General features: G+C 59.4%; 21 protein-coding genes. 7 read left to right on the forward strand and 14 right to left on the reverse strand.

The genetic code is table 11. The features are described 5' to 3' along the window. Positions 1 to 593: NYN domain-containing protein (locus tag N551_RS0120355; protein ID WP_027568455.1), on the forward strand; the 593-nt coding region annotated here is incomplete at its 5' end. Between the two features lie 668 nt (positions 594 to 1261). Further along, a complete protein-coding gene (locus N551_RS38255; RefSeq protein ID WP_155809841.1) occupies positions 1262 to 1408 on the forward strand; it encodes a hypothetical protein in 147 nt (48 codons plus the stop codon). 553 nt (positions 1409 to 1961) lie between these two features. On the opposite strand, the gene N551_RS38260 is transcribed toward N551_RS38255, so the two are convergent. The 6 genes from N551_RS38260 to N551_RS0120400 form a co-directional block, all read right to left on the reverse strand. Then, on the reverse strand, positions 1962 to 2114 hold the full coding sequence (locus tag N551_RS38260) for a hypothetical protein (protein WP_155809842.1): 153 nt from the start codon (positions 2112 to 2114) through the stop codon (positions 1962 to 1964). 896 nt (positions 2115 to 3010) lie between these two features. Continuing rightward, positions 3011 to 3451, reverse strand: coding sequence for a hypothetical protein (locus N551_RS39750; protein WP_371180076.1), 441 nt, complete (start codon positions 3449 to 3451; stop codon positions 3011 to 3013). Next, positions 3448 to 3651, reverse strand: a complete 204-nt coding sequence (locus tag N551_RS0120390) for a hypothetical protein (protein WP_027568458.1) — start codon at positions 3649 to 3651, stop codon at positions 3448 to 3450. The genes N551_RS39750 and N551_RS0120390 overlap by 4 nt, the downstream gene beginning before the upstream one ends. Then, on the reverse strand, positions 3617 to 3868 hold the full coding sequence (locus N551_RS39755) for a DUF5681 domain-containing protein (RefSeq protein ID WP_371180077.1): 252 nt from the start codon (positions 3866 to 3868) through the stop codon (positions 3617 to 3619). Before N551_RS39755 ends, N551_RS0120390 begins: the two co-directional genes overlap by 35 nt. 484 nt (positions 3869 to 4352) lie before the next feature. Beyond that, positions 4353 to 4661 carry a hypothetical protein gene (locus tag N551_RS0120395; protein WP_027568459.1) on the reverse strand — a complete coding sequence of 103 codons (309 nt, stop codon included), beginning with the start codon at positions 4659 to 4661 and terminating at the stop codon, positions 4353 to 4355. Positions 4662 to 4821: 160 nt separating this feature from the next. Further along, positions 4822 to 5067 carry a PilZ domain-containing protein gene (locus tag N551_RS0120400; protein WP_027568460.1) on the reverse strand — a complete coding sequence of 82 codons (246 nt, stop codon included), beginning with the start codon at positions 5065 to 5067 and terminating at the stop codon, positions 4822 to 4824. A 138-nt stretch (positions 5068 to 5205) separates the two neighbouring features. Between N551_RS0120400 and N551_RS38275 the strand changes: the two genes are divergently transcribed. The 4 genes from N551_RS38275 (at position 5206) to N551_RS38935 (ending at position 7647) form a co-directional block, all read left to right on the forward strand. Further along, on the forward strand, positions 5206 to 5535 hold the full coding sequence (locus tag N551_RS38275) for a hypothetical protein (protein WP_155809843.1): 330 nt from the start codon (positions 5206 to 5208) through the stop codon (positions 5533 to 5535). A 435-nt stretch (positions 5536 to 5970) separates the two neighbouring features. After that, positions 5971 to 6177 (forward strand): hypothetical protein, encoded by a 207-nt coding sequence (locus N551_RS37305; RefSeq protein ID WP_081747923.1) that lies wholly within the window; start codon positions 5971 to 5973, stop codon positions 6175 to 6177. Between the two features lie 449 nt (positions 6178 to 6626). Beyond that, entirely contained in the window at positions 6627 to 6893 is a 267-nt protein-coding gene (locus tag N551_RS0120430; protein ID WP_027568462.1) for a hypothetical protein, read from the forward strand. 187 nt (positions 6894 to 7080) lie between these two features. Then, positions 7081 to 7647 (forward strand): hypothetical protein, encoded by a 567-nt coding sequence (locus N551_RS38935; protein ID WP_197031176.1) that lies wholly within the window; start codon positions 7081 to 7083, stop codon positions 7645 to 7647. Between the two features lie 35 nt (positions 7648 to 7682). Here the strand turns inward: N551_RS38935 and N551_RS0120440 are convergent, their stop codons facing one another. Then, positions 7683 to 8279 (reverse strand): RNA ligase family protein, encoded by a 597-nt coding sequence (locus N551_RS0120440; RefSeq protein ID WP_027568463.1) that lies wholly within the window; start codon positions 8277 to 8279, stop codon positions 7683 to 7685. A gap of 1211 nt (positions 8280 to 9490) precedes the next feature. On the opposite strand from N551_RS0120440, the gene N551_RS0120450 reads away from it, so the two are divergent. Beyond that, positions 9491 to 9703: a hypothetical protein gene (locus tag N551_RS0120450; RefSeq protein ID WP_027568464.1), complete on the forward strand. Its 213-nt coding sequence runs from the start codon at positions 9491 to 9493 to the stop codon at positions 9701 to 9703. 1571 nt (positions 9704 to 11274) lie between these two features. Here the strand turns inward: N551_RS0120450 and N551_RS0120465 are convergent. From N551_RS0120465 to N551_RS0120500, 7 genes are all read right to left on the reverse strand, one after another. Next, positions 11275 to 12075, reverse strand: coding sequence for a Crp/Fnr family transcriptional regulator (locus tag N551_RS0120465; protein WP_027568465.1), 801 nt, complete (start codon positions 12073 to 12075; stop codon positions 11275 to 11277). Positions 12076 to 12857: 782 nt separating this feature from the next. Beyond that, entirely contained in the window at positions 12858 to 13592 is a 735-nt protein-coding gene (locus N551_RS0120470; protein WP_027568466.1) for a hypothetical protein, read from the reverse strand. After that, on the reverse strand, positions 13589 to 14005 hold the full coding sequence (locus N551_RS0120475) for a phage holin family protein (RefSeq protein ID WP_027568467.1): 417 nt from the start codon (positions 14003 to 14005) through the stop codon (positions 13589 to 13591). Before N551_RS0120475 ends, N551_RS0120470 begins: the two co-directional genes overlap by 4 nt. Then, positions 14002 to 14682 carry a hypothetical protein gene (locus N551_RS0120480; RefSeq protein WP_035961660.1) on the reverse strand — a complete coding sequence of 227 codons (681 nt, stop codon included), beginning with the start codon at positions 14680 to 14682 and terminating at the stop codon, positions 14002 to 14004. Before N551_RS0120480 ends, N551_RS0120475 begins: the two co-directional genes overlap by 4 nt. An 11-nt stretch (positions 14683 to 14693) precedes the next feature. Beyond that, on the reverse strand, positions 14694 to 15677 hold the full coding sequence (locus tag N551_RS0120485) for a DUF3618 domain-containing protein (protein WP_027568469.1): 984 nt from the start codon (positions 15675 to 15677) through the stop codon (positions 14694 to 14696). A 451-nt stretch (positions 15678 to 16128) separates the two neighbouring features. After that, positions 16129 to 16311, reverse strand: coding sequence for a hypothetical protein (locus N551_RS0120490; protein ID WP_027568470.1), 183 nt, complete (start codon positions 16309 to 16311; stop codon positions 16129 to 16131). 908 nt (positions 16312 to 17219) lie between these two features. Continuing rightward, a partial coding sequence (locus N551_RS0120500; protein WP_027568471.1) for an NYN domain-containing protein occupies positions 17220 to 17818 on the reverse strand: 599 nt, incomplete at its 5' end.

The raw sequence follows: 17818 nt of genomic DNA on the forward strand, positions 1-17818 counted from the left end.
TCGCGCTCTTCATCGATGGAGCCAATCTCTACGCGACGGCGAAAACTCTGGGCTTCGACATCGATTACAAGCGCCTGCTGAAGGAGTTTCAGAGTCGCGGGACGCTGCTGAGGGCGTTCTACTACACCGCCATCATCGAGGATCAGGAGTACTCCTCGATCCGCCCGCTGATCGACTGGCTCGACTACAACGGCTACACCGTCGTCACCAAGGCGACCAAGGAGTTCATCGACGCCTCCGGCCGCCGCAAGGTCAAGGGCAACATGGACATCGAGCTCGCCGTGAACGCCATGGAGCTCGCCGAGCACATCGATCAGATGGTGCTGTTCTCCGGTGACGGCGACTTCCGCTCCCTGGTCGAGGCCGTTCAGCGCCGCGGCGTGCGGGTCACCGTGATTTCCACGATCGCGAGCCAGCCGCCGATGATCGCCGACGAGCTGCGCCGGCAGGCCGACGTCTTCACCGACCTCGTCGAGCTGCAGTCCAAGCTCGGCCGCGACCCGTCCGAACGCCCCGCCCCGCGTGATCGCGAAGCGCGTGGAAATATGCCAAAATTCTTGCAAGAGCCGAAGGGAAACGATCCTCCCGGCTAGACTGCTAAGGGTCGCCTGCACCGACGAGTTTGGGCAGACCGACTTCAATAGAAGAGCATCACCGACATCCACGCCGCCAGCGACGCGCAGAGACCAATTCCTAGACAAGGCAATACGAGGCGCATCGGGCTTCTCCTCCGAGACGCGAAATATCCCTTAGCTTCGCACGTCTCCAGGCCGAGGACTACGAATCTACGGTTGTGCTGCTGCCACTCCCAGGCGACGACTTGGTGGAGCACTCGACCGTTGCCGCGCCTTGCTGCTTCTGAACGTGATCTTCGACGTACAAGAGCACCGTGCGCCGTGTGCCTTGGTCGGTTAGCTTTTGAATGCCCTAATCAAGCGCAGCATCTGTAGATCTTCGACACTGTTCGACATGGCGAAAACCTCATTGGAAAAAGTGTGTCAAGCAACGGGGAAACCATGCAGCGCTTCGCCTCGCAGTGGAACGCGGAACTTCGTCGCAGGCTAAGGTTTTCAGCTCGTGCCGCGACGCCGCGGAGCGGCCCCGGTCTCACACCCCAGTCTCCGAAGCCGTGGCCGTCACTGCGCCCCTGGGACGATAGCGCTGGACGGCGGTGCGCGCCGAACCCGTTGACCGGGACAGATGCACTTGAGCAGGCCCGGGCACTCGCAAGAGCGGAGCTTGCCCGCTATCGGAAGACGAAATGAGCAAAGGCTGGGGCCGGCCGTTCGAAGATCCGATTGAGGTGGCCGGCACAAAGCTGGTGACGCTGCTCGACGCAGGCAATCAGCCGGTCGGCGATAGTACAGTGTCCCTGCTAGAGAATCATCGCTCCATAAGGCATATGTAGGGAATGCAGGTGCAGTGTCCGAAATGTCCGGTGGTAGCCGCTGTTGGGACCACTAAGTGGTTCTTCGATGGTGGCACATGTCGAGAACTCTATGGAACAGCCGCTGCGGATGCCGGGGACTATCAAAAGTGCACCGTTCTCGCCAAGGCGGTGGCAGAAACATTGGCTACCCACGGGCTTCTAAAACGCTAGTAGCGGCCCGCCAGCGTGAACCGGCGGGCCTTGATCCTGCACGAACTATCTCGCGCCGCGCTCCTGGACATCGCGGAAAACTACAGCAAGAGCCGCGCGGATCGCTAGTGCTCGGAAGGGCTTTCCTTCTCCGAGTTTCAGCCAAGCTTCTTTATCAACCTCGCGCTTGGCCTTCCCAGCCTCCTCTAGGCAGTCCTGGGCTTGCTGAACGTATCTTACAAAATCAGCTTCGCTCATCGCGATCACTGCGGCCGGTGCCACGACGTTCCGCCCGATCGGTGCAGCGCGCCAGGCCGGCCAGCGTAAACCGGCCAAACGATAGGCCACCAACTGAGGCGGCCTTAATGCCTTGTGTGGTGCTTCAAAACGGCGACGCGCCGTTCACCTGCCACACCTCCAAGTCGTGCCCGTCGAGCATCTGCGCGGCCTTGGCCTCATCGTCATCCACACAATTCAGCTCGTGCACGCCGATGATATGGCCCTCATCGTTGAGGACGTAAGCGCGGTAGCCCATGAGATTCGTTCCACTAAGCGGAACGATTATACCGGGCGCCCGGCCGCTGAAGTCAAGTCAGGCCGGCGGAGCGGCCCCGGTCCAATCTTCTCAGCACCCAGAAGCCGGGGCCGTCTCTCCGCAAGTGAAGCCATTTCGCACCTTGGCGAAATCTTCTTGAAACAAGGCAGGTCGAAGCTGGCCGCATCAAATACGAGGATGCGACATGCTAGTCCTAATGAACCTCATATGGCGGCGGCTTGCCTACACAATGCTGATCGGTATGCGCTCTAAGCTCGTCCGCCAGTAAGGGAAGGATGCTTTCTTCAGGAGGCCACCATGCCCAAAGAGATCGCTATAGCGCTCTGGTCCTTGGCTGCTGCCTGCGTGGTCGCATTCGGCATGGCAGCTCTGGTTGCGCCTCACTGAGCGAGAAGAGGCCCGCCAGCGTGAACCGGCGGCGCTAACTTCAGCTTTCTAACCTGGATTAAACAATTGCCACGTTTTCCCGATCCGAGTGCGAATTGATTCGCCCGGCTAGATGGCTCGGACTAGCTTTCTCCGAACCGGGGCTGGTTGCATATTTCCCTGTTCCTTTTCACCCGGTTTCATTTTGACCATGCGCGGGCCGCAGCGATTTAACCTCCCGCTGCGGCCTTCGCGTTTGTTGTGCGTCCACCGGCGCGAGTAGGCCGCTGTCATCAACCTGTGGCATGATCATTGCTAGATTGAACACGGACTGGGATTTCAGTGCCCAGTTTGAGACAAGGCGCTGCCGGAGGGACTGGCATTTCGAGTCCGGCAGCGCCCTTTCAATGTTTAGGGGGCAAACCGCTTAGCGAGCATGGCGAGACACATGCTGGCCTCGAGCAGATAACGGTACAGCTTCAGCTTTAGCGTCCAGGTGAGAAGCCGGATCAGGCGCATGTAGGCTCCCCATGCCACGCGGCTCGATAGTTGTGCTCCAGCTTGTCCAGCATCTCGGACAAGTGAAACACGGCAAAGCACAGCTCTGGCCGTGTGCCGTCGTCCGCTTCCGAGATCAATTGCGCGGTGATCTTGCCCATCATGACGCAATGGCCGATCGGCGTTTCCAGGTCGCGGAAGGCCTTACCGTGGAGCGCTGCGGTTTCTTCCTGGGTGATCGGCCGGGTTGGCAGAAGTTCGACGATGTTGCTCATGCCATCAGCCGTGGCGATGGTGCCGGTGATGTCGTCGCGCCACTTCGCCGCTGAGGCCATCAGAGCCCGCGCGCTGTCGTTTACACTGGACGGCGATTGGCCCTCTGCAAAGTTGATCGTGGGATCCTGCGTCGCATTACTCGCCGCAGTCTGTGACCACCATGCAACGCCGGTCATGCGTGCTCCTGGGACTTGGCGACCACGGGATAGGTGCGAACCACCCGATCACCATCCAGGCGAAGCGGTAGCGGCTTCAGCCGCCAGTGCTGCGCAGGGTCAAAGGGCTGGTTGTCCTCGTTCTCAATCGGCAGCCACTCGCCGCCGTCCTCGTCCTTCGCCGGCTTAAAGCCGGTAGTGACCAGCTCGCCGTTCCGCACCAGGCAATACTGCTGCTCGCCAACAGGGAAGCACGCGGAGATACGTGCTCGGGTCGGTAGCTCTCACACGCTCCAGGACAGACGCACCATTGCTGGTCCAGTCCGCCAGCGCATCAGCGCACGCCTGTTCGGAGAACTTGCTGCGCGTCCCCTGAGGCCTTCCCAGCGGGTTTCCGCTCTGGCCAGGCTTCCATCTGCTCGCCACCTGTTTATTCACGAATGAGTTCCTTGGTTACGGGGGTTACGGTTCGGGTTACGTTACGGTTACGGTTCGGCAGGTTACGGGGTTACGTTACGGTTCGGCTCTCTTTAGAGAGCCGTAACCCGTAACCAACCCTCGTCCCAATGTGCGCTTTCGAAGGTCTCGCATTTGGTGCACACTGGATGGCGTCTTTCGAGGAGCACAGCGATGAAGAGTATTCGGTTGGCAATGCTTGTGACTGCCCTTGCTGTCTTTGCTGGCGAAGCACATGCTGCGTGGGGTTGCGGCGAAGGCTGTCACAGGACAAGCGGTGGCGCCTGCGTCGTTGACGGCTGGGGCACGGGAGCCAAGGTTCGGAACGAATGCCCGGTGACCTCTCGCCCCCGTCCACCTTGCGGCGGTGGGGAGTTTGTCTGGGACCGCATCAAACAGGCATGCTTTCAAAGTCCTCGCAGCTGGTTCTGATCTGCCGCTCCCTCCTTGGCCCCAAGATTGAGCGTCAGCCATGGTTCACGTTCCACCGACCGCCGTACTCCCGGACCATGCACTTATCTTCTAAGGCCTTGCGCAGATCGTAGAGCTTCGCCTTGCGGTTGGCGCCGATCCCGACTTGGCGCGCTTTCTCGTTCCAGTCTTCCAGGTCCATGCCGGCTGGACCTGCGTCATGCAGGATACGATAAAACGTGCGCTGATCAGGCGATAGCTTGGGCTCTCGGGATTTCGGCTCAGATTGAGCCGAAACCTCGCTGGGGCTGACGATATTGACCGTGATCGGGTCGCCGTCCTCATCGGTGCCGAACTCGTGCACCTCTGAGGGCCTGGTGTCGAAGCGCCGCGATCGCGCTATAGCGGCGGCCGGTCGAAAGACTGGATCAAGGTCAAGAACCGCACGCATCCGGCGCTGACGCGGGTGATGGAGTCATTTAGCTGAGAGAGCTTTCGCCAGGAAAATACGTTGGTGGGCTGACTCAATCGGCTTTGAACACGACGCCGATGCGAGTATCGCTAGACCAGACGAGACGACAAACTCTAATGATGCGGTCTCTTTCCAACATCAACTTGAATGTGGCCGGCATGTACAGCTTCGTCGGTAACTCGATCCCCGCGCCGTCCTCCGAGATGTTGAACACGCGGCAACGTCGGCTGCCTCCATCTCCGAAAATGTAGGCGGCCAGGTCCACCTCCGAACGATCGAGCTTGCGGCGGTTGGACATCGATCATCCTTGAGTTAACGAGGCCGAGTCGTCTACTTCCCTAGCCGATGTTATTTCAAGCAATCTGAACTGCCTTGCGATCCGCGTTGCCAAATGGGATCGCTCCCTGGCTAGCTCACTTCGATACTCGGAAACGTCATGTCCGTCCTGCTCAAGAACCTCAATCAGAAGTGTCTGATCGTGCACATAAGCCGCTTTGTCAGCGATCTCTCGCGTCAAAACAGTGAGCTCATCATCATGATCTGGGGCCACGGCAATCTCATTTGTACAATGGGTGCGGCACTGAAAGGCCTTTATCTTACATCCATAGTACTTACAGAGAGTTACGCCCTACCTTGGGACGGCCGGCGCGGCAACGAAGCAAGCTCGCGGTCCGCAAAGCAAGTCCGGACACGTTCACTCCTCAACACCCTGAAGCCTGCTTCACCGCCCGCCTCCTGGGCCTCGAGCGAGCCGACATGGGTTTGAGCGCGGCGTGCTGGTCGTCGATGTCGGCCAGCACCGTGTCATAGCGCTCGCCCGTTACGGTGAGATCGGCCTTGATCCTCTCGGCGCGGATGAGCCGGCCGGCGAAGCCCGCCAACTCGATCGGCCGCTTTATGTGCGGGTCGTGTCGAATGTCTCCAAGAGTTGCGGATTGCGCTGGACTAGCTCCAGCCGCAGTTTCAAGTGCGCGAGAGCGACCGGCGCGGTGACGCGATCCATTGCCGCCTTAACCTTGAGAAGTGAGGTTAATCCGAACGTCGACTTGAGACCGGGTGCGCACGCCGCTAAGCTTATCGTGCCGAACAGAGCTGGTCCCCCAAGTCGATCCCCATAGACCACGATTTCAATTGTACGGCACGGGCCGCCACGACGCCCCCAAAGGTCTGGCGGCCCACCCCTTTTTTGAGGATGTGGCGCATGCCGTTTGTAAATCTTTCAGACCACTACATCATGCACATGTACGAGAGCATCCGCGATCAGGTGCGCGCCGATGCCAGGTCTGGCATTGTTTTGATGGGGGAGCCGGCGAAGGCGCGCGCCGAGGAACTGCATCGGGAGATCGAACGCCGCGGACTTTACTGTCTCCTGATCGAATGGCCGGAAGAAAACAGCAAGACCTGTTAACTAGTTCACAGACGGGGAAAGAAGGCGTCTGGCAAGGTCACCCGACTCTTGGATCCCAGGATGGAGTTTCAGATGACGATGACCTCGCGGCCGACCAACGCGAAAGCCATCAAGGAAATCGAACAGAGACTCGCCGAGCTAGAGCGGCTGCGGCAGCGTCTCGCGCATATCAACGGGTCTTGACCCGCAGCCGGATGCCTTGCTCAAGCCCGCGCCCGCTGCCGCCCCGCCCCTCACTTCGATTTCACCTTTAGCTTGAACGGCCGCTGTGATCGCAGAGCCGACGTGCGGCTCGACGCACTCCCGCAGGATCAGCCGTGGTCACACGTCGGCTTGCGCCTGGTCTGCTCAGCATGTGGCGCCGCAGGATCTGTGCATATCATCCCGAATTGGCATGACAGCCGCGGGCAAGTCAGGCCAAGCATGGGCTTGAGGTTTTGATTCCAGCGATGAAGCACGTCACCGAACGCCCTTTTGCTGATCCACAAGCGGCAGCCCGCAAGCTGCTCGAGCTCGCCGCCAGTATCGAGCCGGTCCAGGACGGCCGAATCCACATCGAGAAAATCAACTATTCCTTCCTCTACACGCTCAAGGGAAGCGGCATGGAGTTCGGCGCCGGCATCAGGTGCGCTGTCGAAAAGGGCTGGCTCGAGCTGCACGAAAGCGGCACCTACGTGCGGCTGCTGTCAACCGGCGATGATCTGCTCGGTCAATAGATCAGCGTGAAGGAGAACCACGCCGCGAGTGACGCGCAGAGACAAATTCCAAGATAAGGCAATGCAAGGCGCATCGGGCTTCCCCTCCGAAACGCAAATATGGATCATCATGTCATGTTGGGACCACAACCACCAGGAATCAGGGGTTGTAATCGCGCGCCTTCCGGCAGGCTGCACTTGAAGTGAAATGGTCCCGCTCGGCGACGAGCCCATACCGCTGCCCGATGGCCGCAAGCTGGTGACGCTGCTCGATGCCGGCGAGTATTTCAGTGCTCTGCCGAAGATGGAGCATCAGGGGCCCGAATGGCAAGCCGCGATGGAGACGTTGATCATGGTCGCAGAAGCGGCGGCCCGACGAAATCCCCTCGTTGATAATCGCAGGTTAGATCCCGGACCATTTCGGGAGTGCTTCGCGCAAGGCGGTAAACGGTTTCGTTCACCAAGGCGTTATCCAGAGGCCGCAGGCGGCACGACGAAGGCCGCAGCAGGGGGATACTGCTGCGGCCCAGCGCGGGTCAAAAATTCCGGGTGGAAAGGTCTAAGTAAAATAATGGAGCCACCCCCGGTGAATGATCGTACCGCAGCATTTCCGCCTTCCAATATGATCTATTTTAAAACCGGCAGCAGGCTTAACGTGCATCAAGGTGTGGGAGGGCCCGCCTGGGCTGGCTTGAGATGGCAGGCCCTCAACCACAAGCACAAGGCCGCGTATGTCCCCCACGGCCCCGTCCCACCGGCTAATTTGCGCCATTAATGTCGGGTTGAGGCTGCCGGTTCACGCTTGCGGGCCTATCTCATTGCCTCGTTCACGCGGTTTAGAGCGGGGTGGCTGCGATTCTTGACCTTCACCCAGTGCTTCTGCCGGCCGCCGCGGTACGGCCGATCACTGTGTTTCGAGACCAGTCCTTCCAGCCCCAAGCGACAGGCGGCCCTGAAAAGCGCGGGTCCGATCTCGCCGCGCTCGAATGGCGCGACGCTGATCCCGTCCGGCCGGCGAGCCAGCAGCCGTTCCAGCTTGGTCTTGCGCAGGTGTAGCGGGAGCTGTCGAAGATCGTCACCGCCCATGGCGAGAACGTCAAATGCGTAGAGCTGCACCTCGTGCTCGTGCTTGCGGGAATGCAGCGCGTTGAAGTCGGAGATGCCATCGATGCCGAGAATTACCGCCTCGCCATCAATGACGAAATGCTTCTGCCGGTTCTTCAGCGCCGCCTCGGCAATCCACGGATAGCGCTTGGTCCAATCGGTCCCGTTCCGGGAGAACAGCCGCACCCGTTCGTTCTCCCGAATGACCAGCATCCGGTAACCGTCATGCTTCACTTCATGGATCCAGTCCGGTCCCGAGGGGACCTGCTTGCCGGCCGTGGCCAGGCAGAGCTCGTACGCCATGCGCATCGAGCGCAGATAGGCATTCCCTTAACTCTTTACCAACGAGGAACATTCCGCAGATGGGCAGGTTGCCATGCGCTCCGGCCGGTAGCCCCCTGCGTGCCGGAGTGTTCCCAAGACGGCCCCCGCCCGCCTCCGCTTTTGCGTGCGGCATGCGGCCGGTTCACGCTGCTTTTTCGACGAGCCGCCCGGTAGTCATCCGGACATGTAAGCGCCAGCCGATGGAACTACGGTCCCTACTGTAGGTGGACCGGCAATGGCGCGTCGTGATGACACGGAGAATGCACCAACGCTCATCTGCAAAAGATGCCGACGGCCTATGGACTTTCTCGCAATGCTGCCCGCGATTGGAGACCTGCCCGCCGTCTACGCCTACAGGTGCATGCGCTGCCTCAGAGTTGAAACTATCGTTCTGAGCTGAGGGAAGGCTCCGCCGGGCCACGGTATGTCCCCAGGATCGCTTGTTGACTCTGGTGGGCGCGTCTCCGGTTGCCACAACGTTCTTCTGCTGGGCGGGGGGCTGGCCTGCCTTAACCTCCAGTGTCTCAAGCTGAATCAGGCGGTGGCCCAACCTGCCGCTCACCGTGCGGAACACCCTGTGCGAGTGTTAGGTTGTGGGATGCGGTTGTAAAAGAACGAATAGGGGACGACACGATTGTCCTCGGCCGATCACGTCTTCCGATAGCGGGCAAGTTCGGCTCGTGCGAGTGCCCGGGCCTGCTCAAGCGCTTCCGGCCCGGCCAACAGGTTCGGCGCAAGCCGCCGTCCCGCGATATCGTCCCAATAGAATAGACGCGCGGCCGACCATCGGCGAAGCAGACTTCGTAGCTGCCGGTTTGGGGCACAGCTTCGTGCTTACGGATGCGGACGGTGGCGGGTGCCATTCGTCTGAACAATTGCCTTTTCGGCCTCGGGTTCTTCCTGCCGCTTCTTTACTTTGGTCAGACTAGCGGACTCCACTGATCCGGCCCATCAGATTGAGCGTTCCATACAGGCGGGTCCTTGGCGTGACACCTAAGAGCCTCCTCCTTAGCCTCATGCCATCCATCCGCGCGGCCCCTGTCTCCGCCGACAGGGGCCGTTTGTTTCGCGCTAGACAGAGGGATGTCTGTATTCGTCTCAATTGAGATAGATGTGACGTTGTACTTTCACCTCATTTCCCGTTAGCCTGTGAGCATTGCAATTCCGAAATCTGATTGTGGGGTAGCGTTATGTCGAGTGCGATTGAGTTGATCGTTGATGGCTTCGCCCAACTAAAGGATCGGCAATCGCTTGAGGATCTCCGGATGCACCGTCGGCGATTGGCTGTCGATCTGAAGGCTAGAACTGGCTTCGACTGCCGGCTTTCAATCACCCAGATCGAACAGGATATTGCCGCTATCGAAGCAGGCTTGAATACGCTTTCGGGACCAATTGGTGGCTGACCGGAGTTGCCCAGCAGAGCTGAAAGCCACCAGGCACCGGTAACGGCACGTTAGCCTGCGCCCTGTACAGTTCCGTGTCCGGATAACTCACCCTCGGGCAACGCCACGAAAGGCCCTAGCTCACCGACTGGCGAGCTAGGGCTTTCCTTTGTCCGCCGGCTAGCGCTCGGTTGTTTGCAACAGCTGCCGTACTCAGTGGATTGGCATCCACCATAAGCGCCTAGCAGCTTGGCCCGGCCCCGAGATGATGTAAGTTTCCATGGAGAACCCTAACGATTCGAGGGTCCCGTGGGTACTTTGCTACTCTTGCTCGCGGCGTGCGTTGTTGGTGTTCTTCTCCTGCTCGCATTCCGCCTATAGGGCCGAGAGCGAACGCAATAGTTGCCTTGAATCCTCAGCCCTAGGCCGAAATTAATCTTTTCGGCGGGTTGTTTTTGACTGTGCGCCATCGAGCGCGTTCACTCCATGGCGTGGATGGAGACGAACGTGATCACTTGGCTGCTAGTCATTGTCGTCGCGGCCAGCGTTGCGATCCTGATTGCACACGCGATTGACGCCATACGTTCCTGAAGCTCAGCGCGCGGGCTACTTCGTTTCGCGGGTGTGGCACACCTAAGCGCGAGGCCTTGCTGATGCCTAGAACGGCCAGCAAAACCAGCCGACGATAGCGACAGCAGTCACAGGCCCGTCCCTCATTGGAGCGAGCGAATGTGTTTCGGCATGGAATAAGTTGGATGCCGCTAGGGGGCTCCCAGTCGAACGCCGATTGACAATCTGATGTTGCAGCTCACGAGCACAACCCGGCGAAAGGTGTTCGACAATCGCAATGCGATCACGGACATTCCCACCGCCTCGCCGCGCTTCCCGTCGTCACCTTGGGTTTTCTATTGGCACGAGAGCCGCGCTTCCGCGCCGGTGAGCTAGCCAAGACACTACAAGCTCGCGCTCGTCGAACGCTCCGAGCACATGCCAAAATAAGTACGAGGCGGCAAAGCCGTGCTTGAAAGGGGACACGCCATCGGATCTGCAAACCGGTGTTGCGCGAGCTGTAGGATCTGCATTCACTCGTCTTTTCTTTTCGACGCCGAGGGATTGGACCCACAGCTGGACCCACTCCGACACCACGTCTATGCGGTTGGCGCTGATCTCCGCTAACTAGGTACAGCCGCTCGAATGCCACGTAGAGAAGTTTCTCTGTCAAGCCGCCCTCTTTGGCCGATGCAGCGATTAAACTCGCTCTACGTGGCATCTCTGACAACATGTGCAGGGGACCGCTACCACTGCTAGCGGCCTGAGCACCAACTGCGTGGCGACGCAGCCACCAGTGTATGGGACCGTGCCAGTCCACATCAACACTGGGGTTGTTCCAGGTCATCGATGGCCTCACTCTTGGGCGCCGCCCCTCACCTGAAGGCATGTCTGCTGTTGACGTATGGCGGACTTTGGGGAGCGCTCCGGCGATGTCCGCAAGTGACCCCAAACCGGACGTCGTTGTATCGCGAGACCTGCGCTGCGTCGGGATGTCCTGTTGCCAAAAGTGCGGGACATCAAGAGCCAAGGGTTAAGCTATGTCATCCGTGGCTAGAGTCCGCCGCGCGCCCTCCTTGTGCGATAATTCCTTCCAGCCGCGATATGTTCTCGAGTAAGCGCTGGCTGGTCAGCACAAGACAGTAATAGCCGAATTGTGGATTCTGAAAAAAAATCTCGAGCAGCTTTTCATAGGTAATAGTCATCACTTGCCCGTCTTCGATGCATTCGACGGTAGCGGTTCTCCGCTGATTGGGAGTAAGGAAACCGAGTTCGCCCATGAGACGTCCCGGCGGAAGCTCGACGCCGATTTCCTTGACCAAAAACGTTCCTGTGACCGTTAGAAACATTTCGGAAGCTGCATCATTCTTCTTGAACAATTTGTCTCCCCGGCGATATTTGCGCTCAGTCATGAACGGTTTGAGCAATTCCAATGAGGTATCTCCTTCCGTCGCAATACGTGCCCTTTTGATCAGATTAAGTATTTGGCGGATGCGGATTGCATTGATCGGCAGCAAGAGCAGATAGAGGATGAAAGCCCCGACATTTCCCGAGAGCGCGCCATAGGCAACGAAGAACATACAGCCGAGCATGTTCGCGACTCGCAGTGGGACGATTGTATGCATCAGCAAGGTGGCGACAAGAAAGATGGCGCCAACCACGGCAAACATATTCGCAAGCGTGATGTTAGCCAGCACAATTTCCAGCAGCCGGTTCAATAGTGCGTCGTAGGTGATGTTGTTCGGATCGAGACCCATCTGAACCAGAATCTTTGCGATCCTGAGATTGTCCGCCGCCGTATCAAGAATGCGGTTTAGTATCGAAGCTGCATTGTTGGACTCCATCGGATCATCCTCCGCGCAAAGCCCTCGGTATTCGTCGGGTATCCCGGATACTGATGATTAAAGTCGGATAGAAGCTCCCTGGAATTAGTGGTCTTAAATTCCATCAAGAAATCTATTGCTGCTCGAAAAGTGCGTCGCCCACAGGACTTTTGGCTCACGCGGATTTCTCACCTTAGCCCCGGCCCCAGGACGCACTGTGTGAAACCGTTCACTATGGTCCTGTAAAATCCTGCAAAGGTTCATCGGACCGTGTGCTCGATAAAGGTCAACATGGCTGCATTTCTCGCGCAAGGCTTGTAGCCTTTGGTCCGCAGCTGGCCCATCGCTTCCGTTGACGCGGCGCCGCTGGATGTCGGCTTACGAACGCAAAGCGGAAGTCTGCCACCTTGAGCGTGATCGGCGGCTTGTGACCCGAAGCAGACTCAAGCGCATCGCGTTGCCCTCGGAACGGGCGAAGGAATGTCGTTGCAGCTCGCCCAGATGTGGCACACCACTCCGATGCGCGGGCCGCCTGACAAACTGGCATCCCCAAGGTTTCGGGTCTTAAGCGGTGGAAGTTAAGGCACCCCCGGCGGCTCCCAATGAGCGCACCGGCACAGAGCGGCCGGCCATTGCCCGAATTACCCTCGTAGGAGACTGAACGGCCGCCGCACTCCGGAGCCAACCACAGCAGCGTCACAGGAGCATGTCTTAAACTAGCTGATGCGCGGATGTTGTAGGCGGAATATTCGGAAAAGTCGCCGCGGGCCTGGCGACGACTTCCTTCCGAGTTCCTAAGCACATTACAGCGACTTGGCCCTTTCACGGGCTGCTTCGACTGCATCCATCCCGGCCTGCCTGATCCGATCCAGAGCCTCGCCGCCGGTATCGGAAACCTCTGCTAAGAGCGTGTCGGAGTTTTCCCGCAACGCCTGCGACACTGCACCGACGCGGCTGTTCAGGTCGGCCCTCACAGCATCGCTGGTCTCGCCGACATACTCATTCTCGATGTCAGTCATTCTAAATGCCCCTGCGACTGCGGCGCCGATGGCCAACCCGACGACGCCAAGCACCAGCGGTTGCTTTTCGAGCACATCAGACAACGACGACGTTGCTTTTGAGATGGCTTCGCCGCCCGGAACCTGGTCGCTCACTTTGGCGAAGCCGTCCCGCACCATCTCTACGCCGCCCTCGAACTGGGCCCTCATCTTGTCGGCGGTCTCTGACAGAACGCTGGATGCGGCGCCCTTGGCTGACCGCAACGTATCGTCGTCATCGAGTGACCCTACGTGATCCATTTCGGGCGCCGTGGGAGGCGCCGCAGTGCGTTGGAGCGCCGATGCCGTAGTCCGCATCGTGCTCACTCCGCTATCGACCACACCGGACGCGGCAGCCGCCGTGGACCGAGCCGTGCCCTTGATCCTGTCGTCACCAGCCATAAGCCAAAGCGCGCCGCCGCCAATTAAGACGGCGGCAAGGGGATTTTCCTTGGCCGCTGCGACCAGATTATCGAAGAAGCCAGTTTGCGTGCTGCTCATCGGACCATTCCCTTCACAGTGTCCTTGTCCTTTTCCAGCTGCCGGATGGTCTCCCGCGGCGCAAGATTACGGGCATCCAGCCGGTTGATGCCGACCGCAAACAGCACGCCCGCAATGGCGCCAGCGACAATCGCGGATGTAAGATAGGAAAGCGGTTGAGACCATCCCGCGGAGATCAACGCCGCCGACAGCGCGAACAGCGCCATCACAATGGCGGGGATCACCAGAAGGGCGCCGCCGGCAATGAGACCTGCTGCTCCTGTTATCTTCTGCACTCTCTCGCTGAGTTCAGCCTTGGCCAAGTCGATCTCATTCTGGAACAGCTTGGCGAATTGGCCCATAGCGTCGGCTACCAGCGTGGAGATGGTCCGAAGATCGTTCTGGCTTGTCTTGATATCGTGCTGAATGGTCATGACACGCTGCCGCCTTTGAAGGAGGTCGTTCCCTGCGGATTGTTGCCGGATACCGGTGATCCCTGCGTGGACGCGTGTCCGGCTCCGGCGGAAGATGTGGTTCCGCGCGACGCGTCGCCCTGCGTCGACGACACTCCACTGTTCATTCCAGGTCGCGATGAAGGCGAGTCACCGCCGGAGGCCTTCAAGAAGCGGACGGCGGCGAAACCGGCGAGCACCGAGACGCCAAGGAAAGCGGCTGGCTGACGCTTCGCGAAATCGGTTGCGCCATCGAGGAGATCGCGGAAGCTGCCGTTGCGGATCTTCTCGGCGGTATCTTCAACATAATCCGCGGCGGAGTTGATGCCGCGGGCCGCAAAAGGCACATCGCTCTCGAAGGCGCGAGCCGCTTCCCGAACATTGCCGGCAAGTCGCTCAATGAACTCGGCTCCAGACCGCTGCTGCTCGCGTGCCTGGCCGCGAATCTGGTCCAAGGTCCCAGAAGCGAGGTCCTTGGCCGCATCCCCCGCTTCTTTGAACTTGTCCTGTGCGACGTCAGCAGTGGTCTGAAAAGCGTCGCTGGCGCGCTGCTTCACAGTCGCTCCAGCTTCGGTCATTTGATCCTTCAGGTTCTTGGGAGAACCAGCGTCCCGATTTTGATTGGAATTCGCGCCTCTGCTCAGGTCTAGATCGCTCATGATGAGATCCTTCAGACATTGGAATTGCGGGAGGAATTGAAAGCGGCTCCGACGACGTCGTCGGCGGCTGTCTTGAGCGAGTCAGCGAGGTTCTGAGTCATGCGGCTGGCATGCTCACCGAGACCGGCCTCAGCGACTCTGTTTGTTGCCGCGTCGGCTGCCGACATTGCGGCATCTTTTGCCGCTTCAAATCCGGATTCAGCGGCCTCGGCGGCGGCCCGCTTCACGCCGTCGCTCGCCTGACCCATTGCCTTGGCTTCAACCTTGGTTTCCGGAAGAGCGGCTGCGATGATGGCCCCGATCGCAACGCCAAGACCGGCGATTAGCGCGGCATTGTCGCTGATAATCGCGCGAGCTTGTTCAGGCGCTCTGCTGGCGGCGTCCTTCGCTGTGGAAGCACTGTCCTTCGCCGCATCCACCCCGCTCTTGAACTTCTCGCCAATGGTATCGGCAGCCTGGGTGGCCCGTGCGCGCAAATCCGCCGCGAGACCGGCAGTCGAATCTTGCGCGGTATCGGCCATGCTGGCGGCCTGATCCCGGGCAGAAGATAGTTGATCCCTGAGATCGCCTTGCATGGCGCGCGCTCGGCCGGCCATGTCCTCGAAAACCTCGCCCGCCTTGTCCATCGCAGGGCCGGAAACCTCGGCGGCGCGGTCTCGCACGGTCTTTGAGGTGAGCGCCAGGCCGGCACCGATCATCAAAAGCGGCAAGGGGACGCCGCGTGCCATTCGCAGGAGTGGAACGGCCAGGGCCGTTCCGGCGGCGACCGAGCGCATAGGGTTGTCCATAATCTGCTGCTTCAGTCCGTCGACCCAGCTCTTTGTCGTGTGGGTGACGTAGTCGGATACTTCCGACTTGATGTGCTGCGGCGACACCTTGTGGCGGATGTCCTCGGCCGTCTCCGAGACCTGCTCTTTCAGCCGATCGACTGTAGCGGCCAACTGAGCGCGACTTCGCTCGCTCTCACGTCTTAATTCCTCCACGGACCGCGTCATCGCGTCACCCTCTCTGGCTTTTCGGATTTCTTGTAATCGAACTCACGGTTTATTGAATTGTTCCTAACGCATCGCTGCGGCGGTGCATTCGATCCACAGAGCGCATTGGGAAGGCGAGATGCGATCTGATCTTCTTCAAACGCGGGAGACTGTAATAAAACTCAGGAGCTGTTAGCGGCAGCTCAGACGGGAGCAGATATGAGCCAACTGGCACAGACGACCGCATGCTCTGTTCTGCTGAGCGGCCCGGGCGTCGACCTCCATGAGGAGAGATCTGGTCCTGCACTGCTACTGCCTACCGCACGCCTTTACTCATGTGCAGCTCAATTTTTTTGGCCGCTAGGATCGAAATAGCGGAGCTAAGATGAGGGACCAACTCGGCTGAATGCCTAGATAAACCAGCTGAAGGACAGCCGATCTCCGGCCAGCAGCGACGATCGCGACGAGCATACTAGTCAGTTGCACTCCTCGAATCGGCGGCGGCAATCTGCAGTCCTGCCTCGTTGAGAGCCTCCGCAATCTGCTTCGCGAGCAGCTTGGCTTCTTCAATTCCAATTTTCGCGTCCGGGTGATTTGCAAAAAACCCGCAAATCGTCGTGGAGATGATTGTATTCACTTGGTGCGGATCAATCATTTTATGGCACTCTGCGAACTGCTTTATCTGATCGGCCGCCGCATCGGGAGCAAAGCGGTCATCGCAAGGCCGGTCCAAGCCTGAGGTTCGCTCTCACAATGGCCGCCAAGACAACGGCCTCAGCCCGGGGGCAAGGGGGTGAGCTGAGGCCATTGGCGCCTACTTGATGTTATTGGGGAACGTCATCGGGATAATTCGGCAACGTGCGAATTGTTCCCGGCGTGGCTTCTTGGAGGTCGTCGGGAGGAGTTGGCCTTTCGATGGTCCCGCGGGCTCACACTGGCAGCCTTGGCACTCCTGGCATGCTGCGGCTTTTCCCTGTTGTGGCGGTCAGGGAGCAGATTGCAGTCGATCGCGGTGCTTCAAGGCTCGGCGCCCGAGGTACGGCCCCCACGACTGCACAGATCATTCAAGCCGTCCTGACTTTGCGGAGCTTAACGACCACGAGAGCCAACGACACTGTCGTAACAAGAACGAAGAATATTGCGGTAGTCGTGTGCATTGCGCTTCCGCCTGTTTCGGCTACCCCGCCACCTACCAGGCCCGGCCGAGCTTGGTGCTCCGAGATTCATGCCGGTCACGAATTATCCATCGACCAGCGAAGAAAAGCCGTGCTTCCCAAGCCCAACCCATCGCCGCGGAGAAAACGAGCGAAACCAAGCCGGCCCAAAACCAAGAACGTCCCCGTACGGCGCTGATCGGGCGCAGGTAAAGGCTCCGAGCAGCGTCCCGTAATTCCTCCGAAGTCTCCGTTAAGCGTTGCTATCTTCGAAAGCTCTGAAGACGTTTCGTGTTCATCGGCCACAAGCCGCTGCTGTGTGGCACGCCAGGCGGTAGGAACAGGTAGGTGCCACGTGTAGCTCAAAAGCGTTTCTTACCGACCCCGCCCAGTCGCATTCGCCGGTCGTTTAGGTGAGGGAGTCGTTTCCCCTCGGCTCTTGCAAGAATTTAGGCATGTGTCCGCGGTCGCGCGGGGCGGGGCGTTCGGATTGGTCGCGGCCAACCTTGGATTGAAGCTCGATGAGATCCGTGAAGACATCAGCCTGGCGGCGCAGCTCGTCGGCGATCATCGGCGGCTGGCTGGCGATTGTGGAAATCACGGTGACCCGCACGCCACGGCGCTGAACGGCCTCGACCAGGGAGCGGAAGTCGCCGTCACCCGAGAACAGCACCATCTGGTCGATGTGCTCGGCGAGCTCCATCGCGTTCACGGCGAGCTCGATGTCCATGTTGCCCTTGACCTTGCGGCGGCCGGAGGCGTCGATGAACTCCTTGGTCGCCTTGGTGACGACGGTGTAGCCGTTGTAGTCGAGCCAGTCGATCAGCGGGCGGATCGAGGAGTACTCCTGATCCTCGATGATGGCGGTGTAGTAGAACGCCCTCAGCAGCGTCCCGCGACTCTGAAACTCCTTCAGCAGGCGCTTGTAATCGATGTCGAAGCCCAGAGTTTTCGCCGTCGCGTAGAGATTGGCTCCATCGATGAAGAGCGCGACCTTATCCGTAGGTG

The organism is Bradyrhizobium sp. URHA0013, assembly GCF_000518345.1.
In the GTDB taxonomy this organism is placed as follows: domain Bacteria; phylum Pseudomonadota; class Alphaproteobacteria; order Rhizobiales; family Xanthobacteraceae; genus Bradyrhizobium.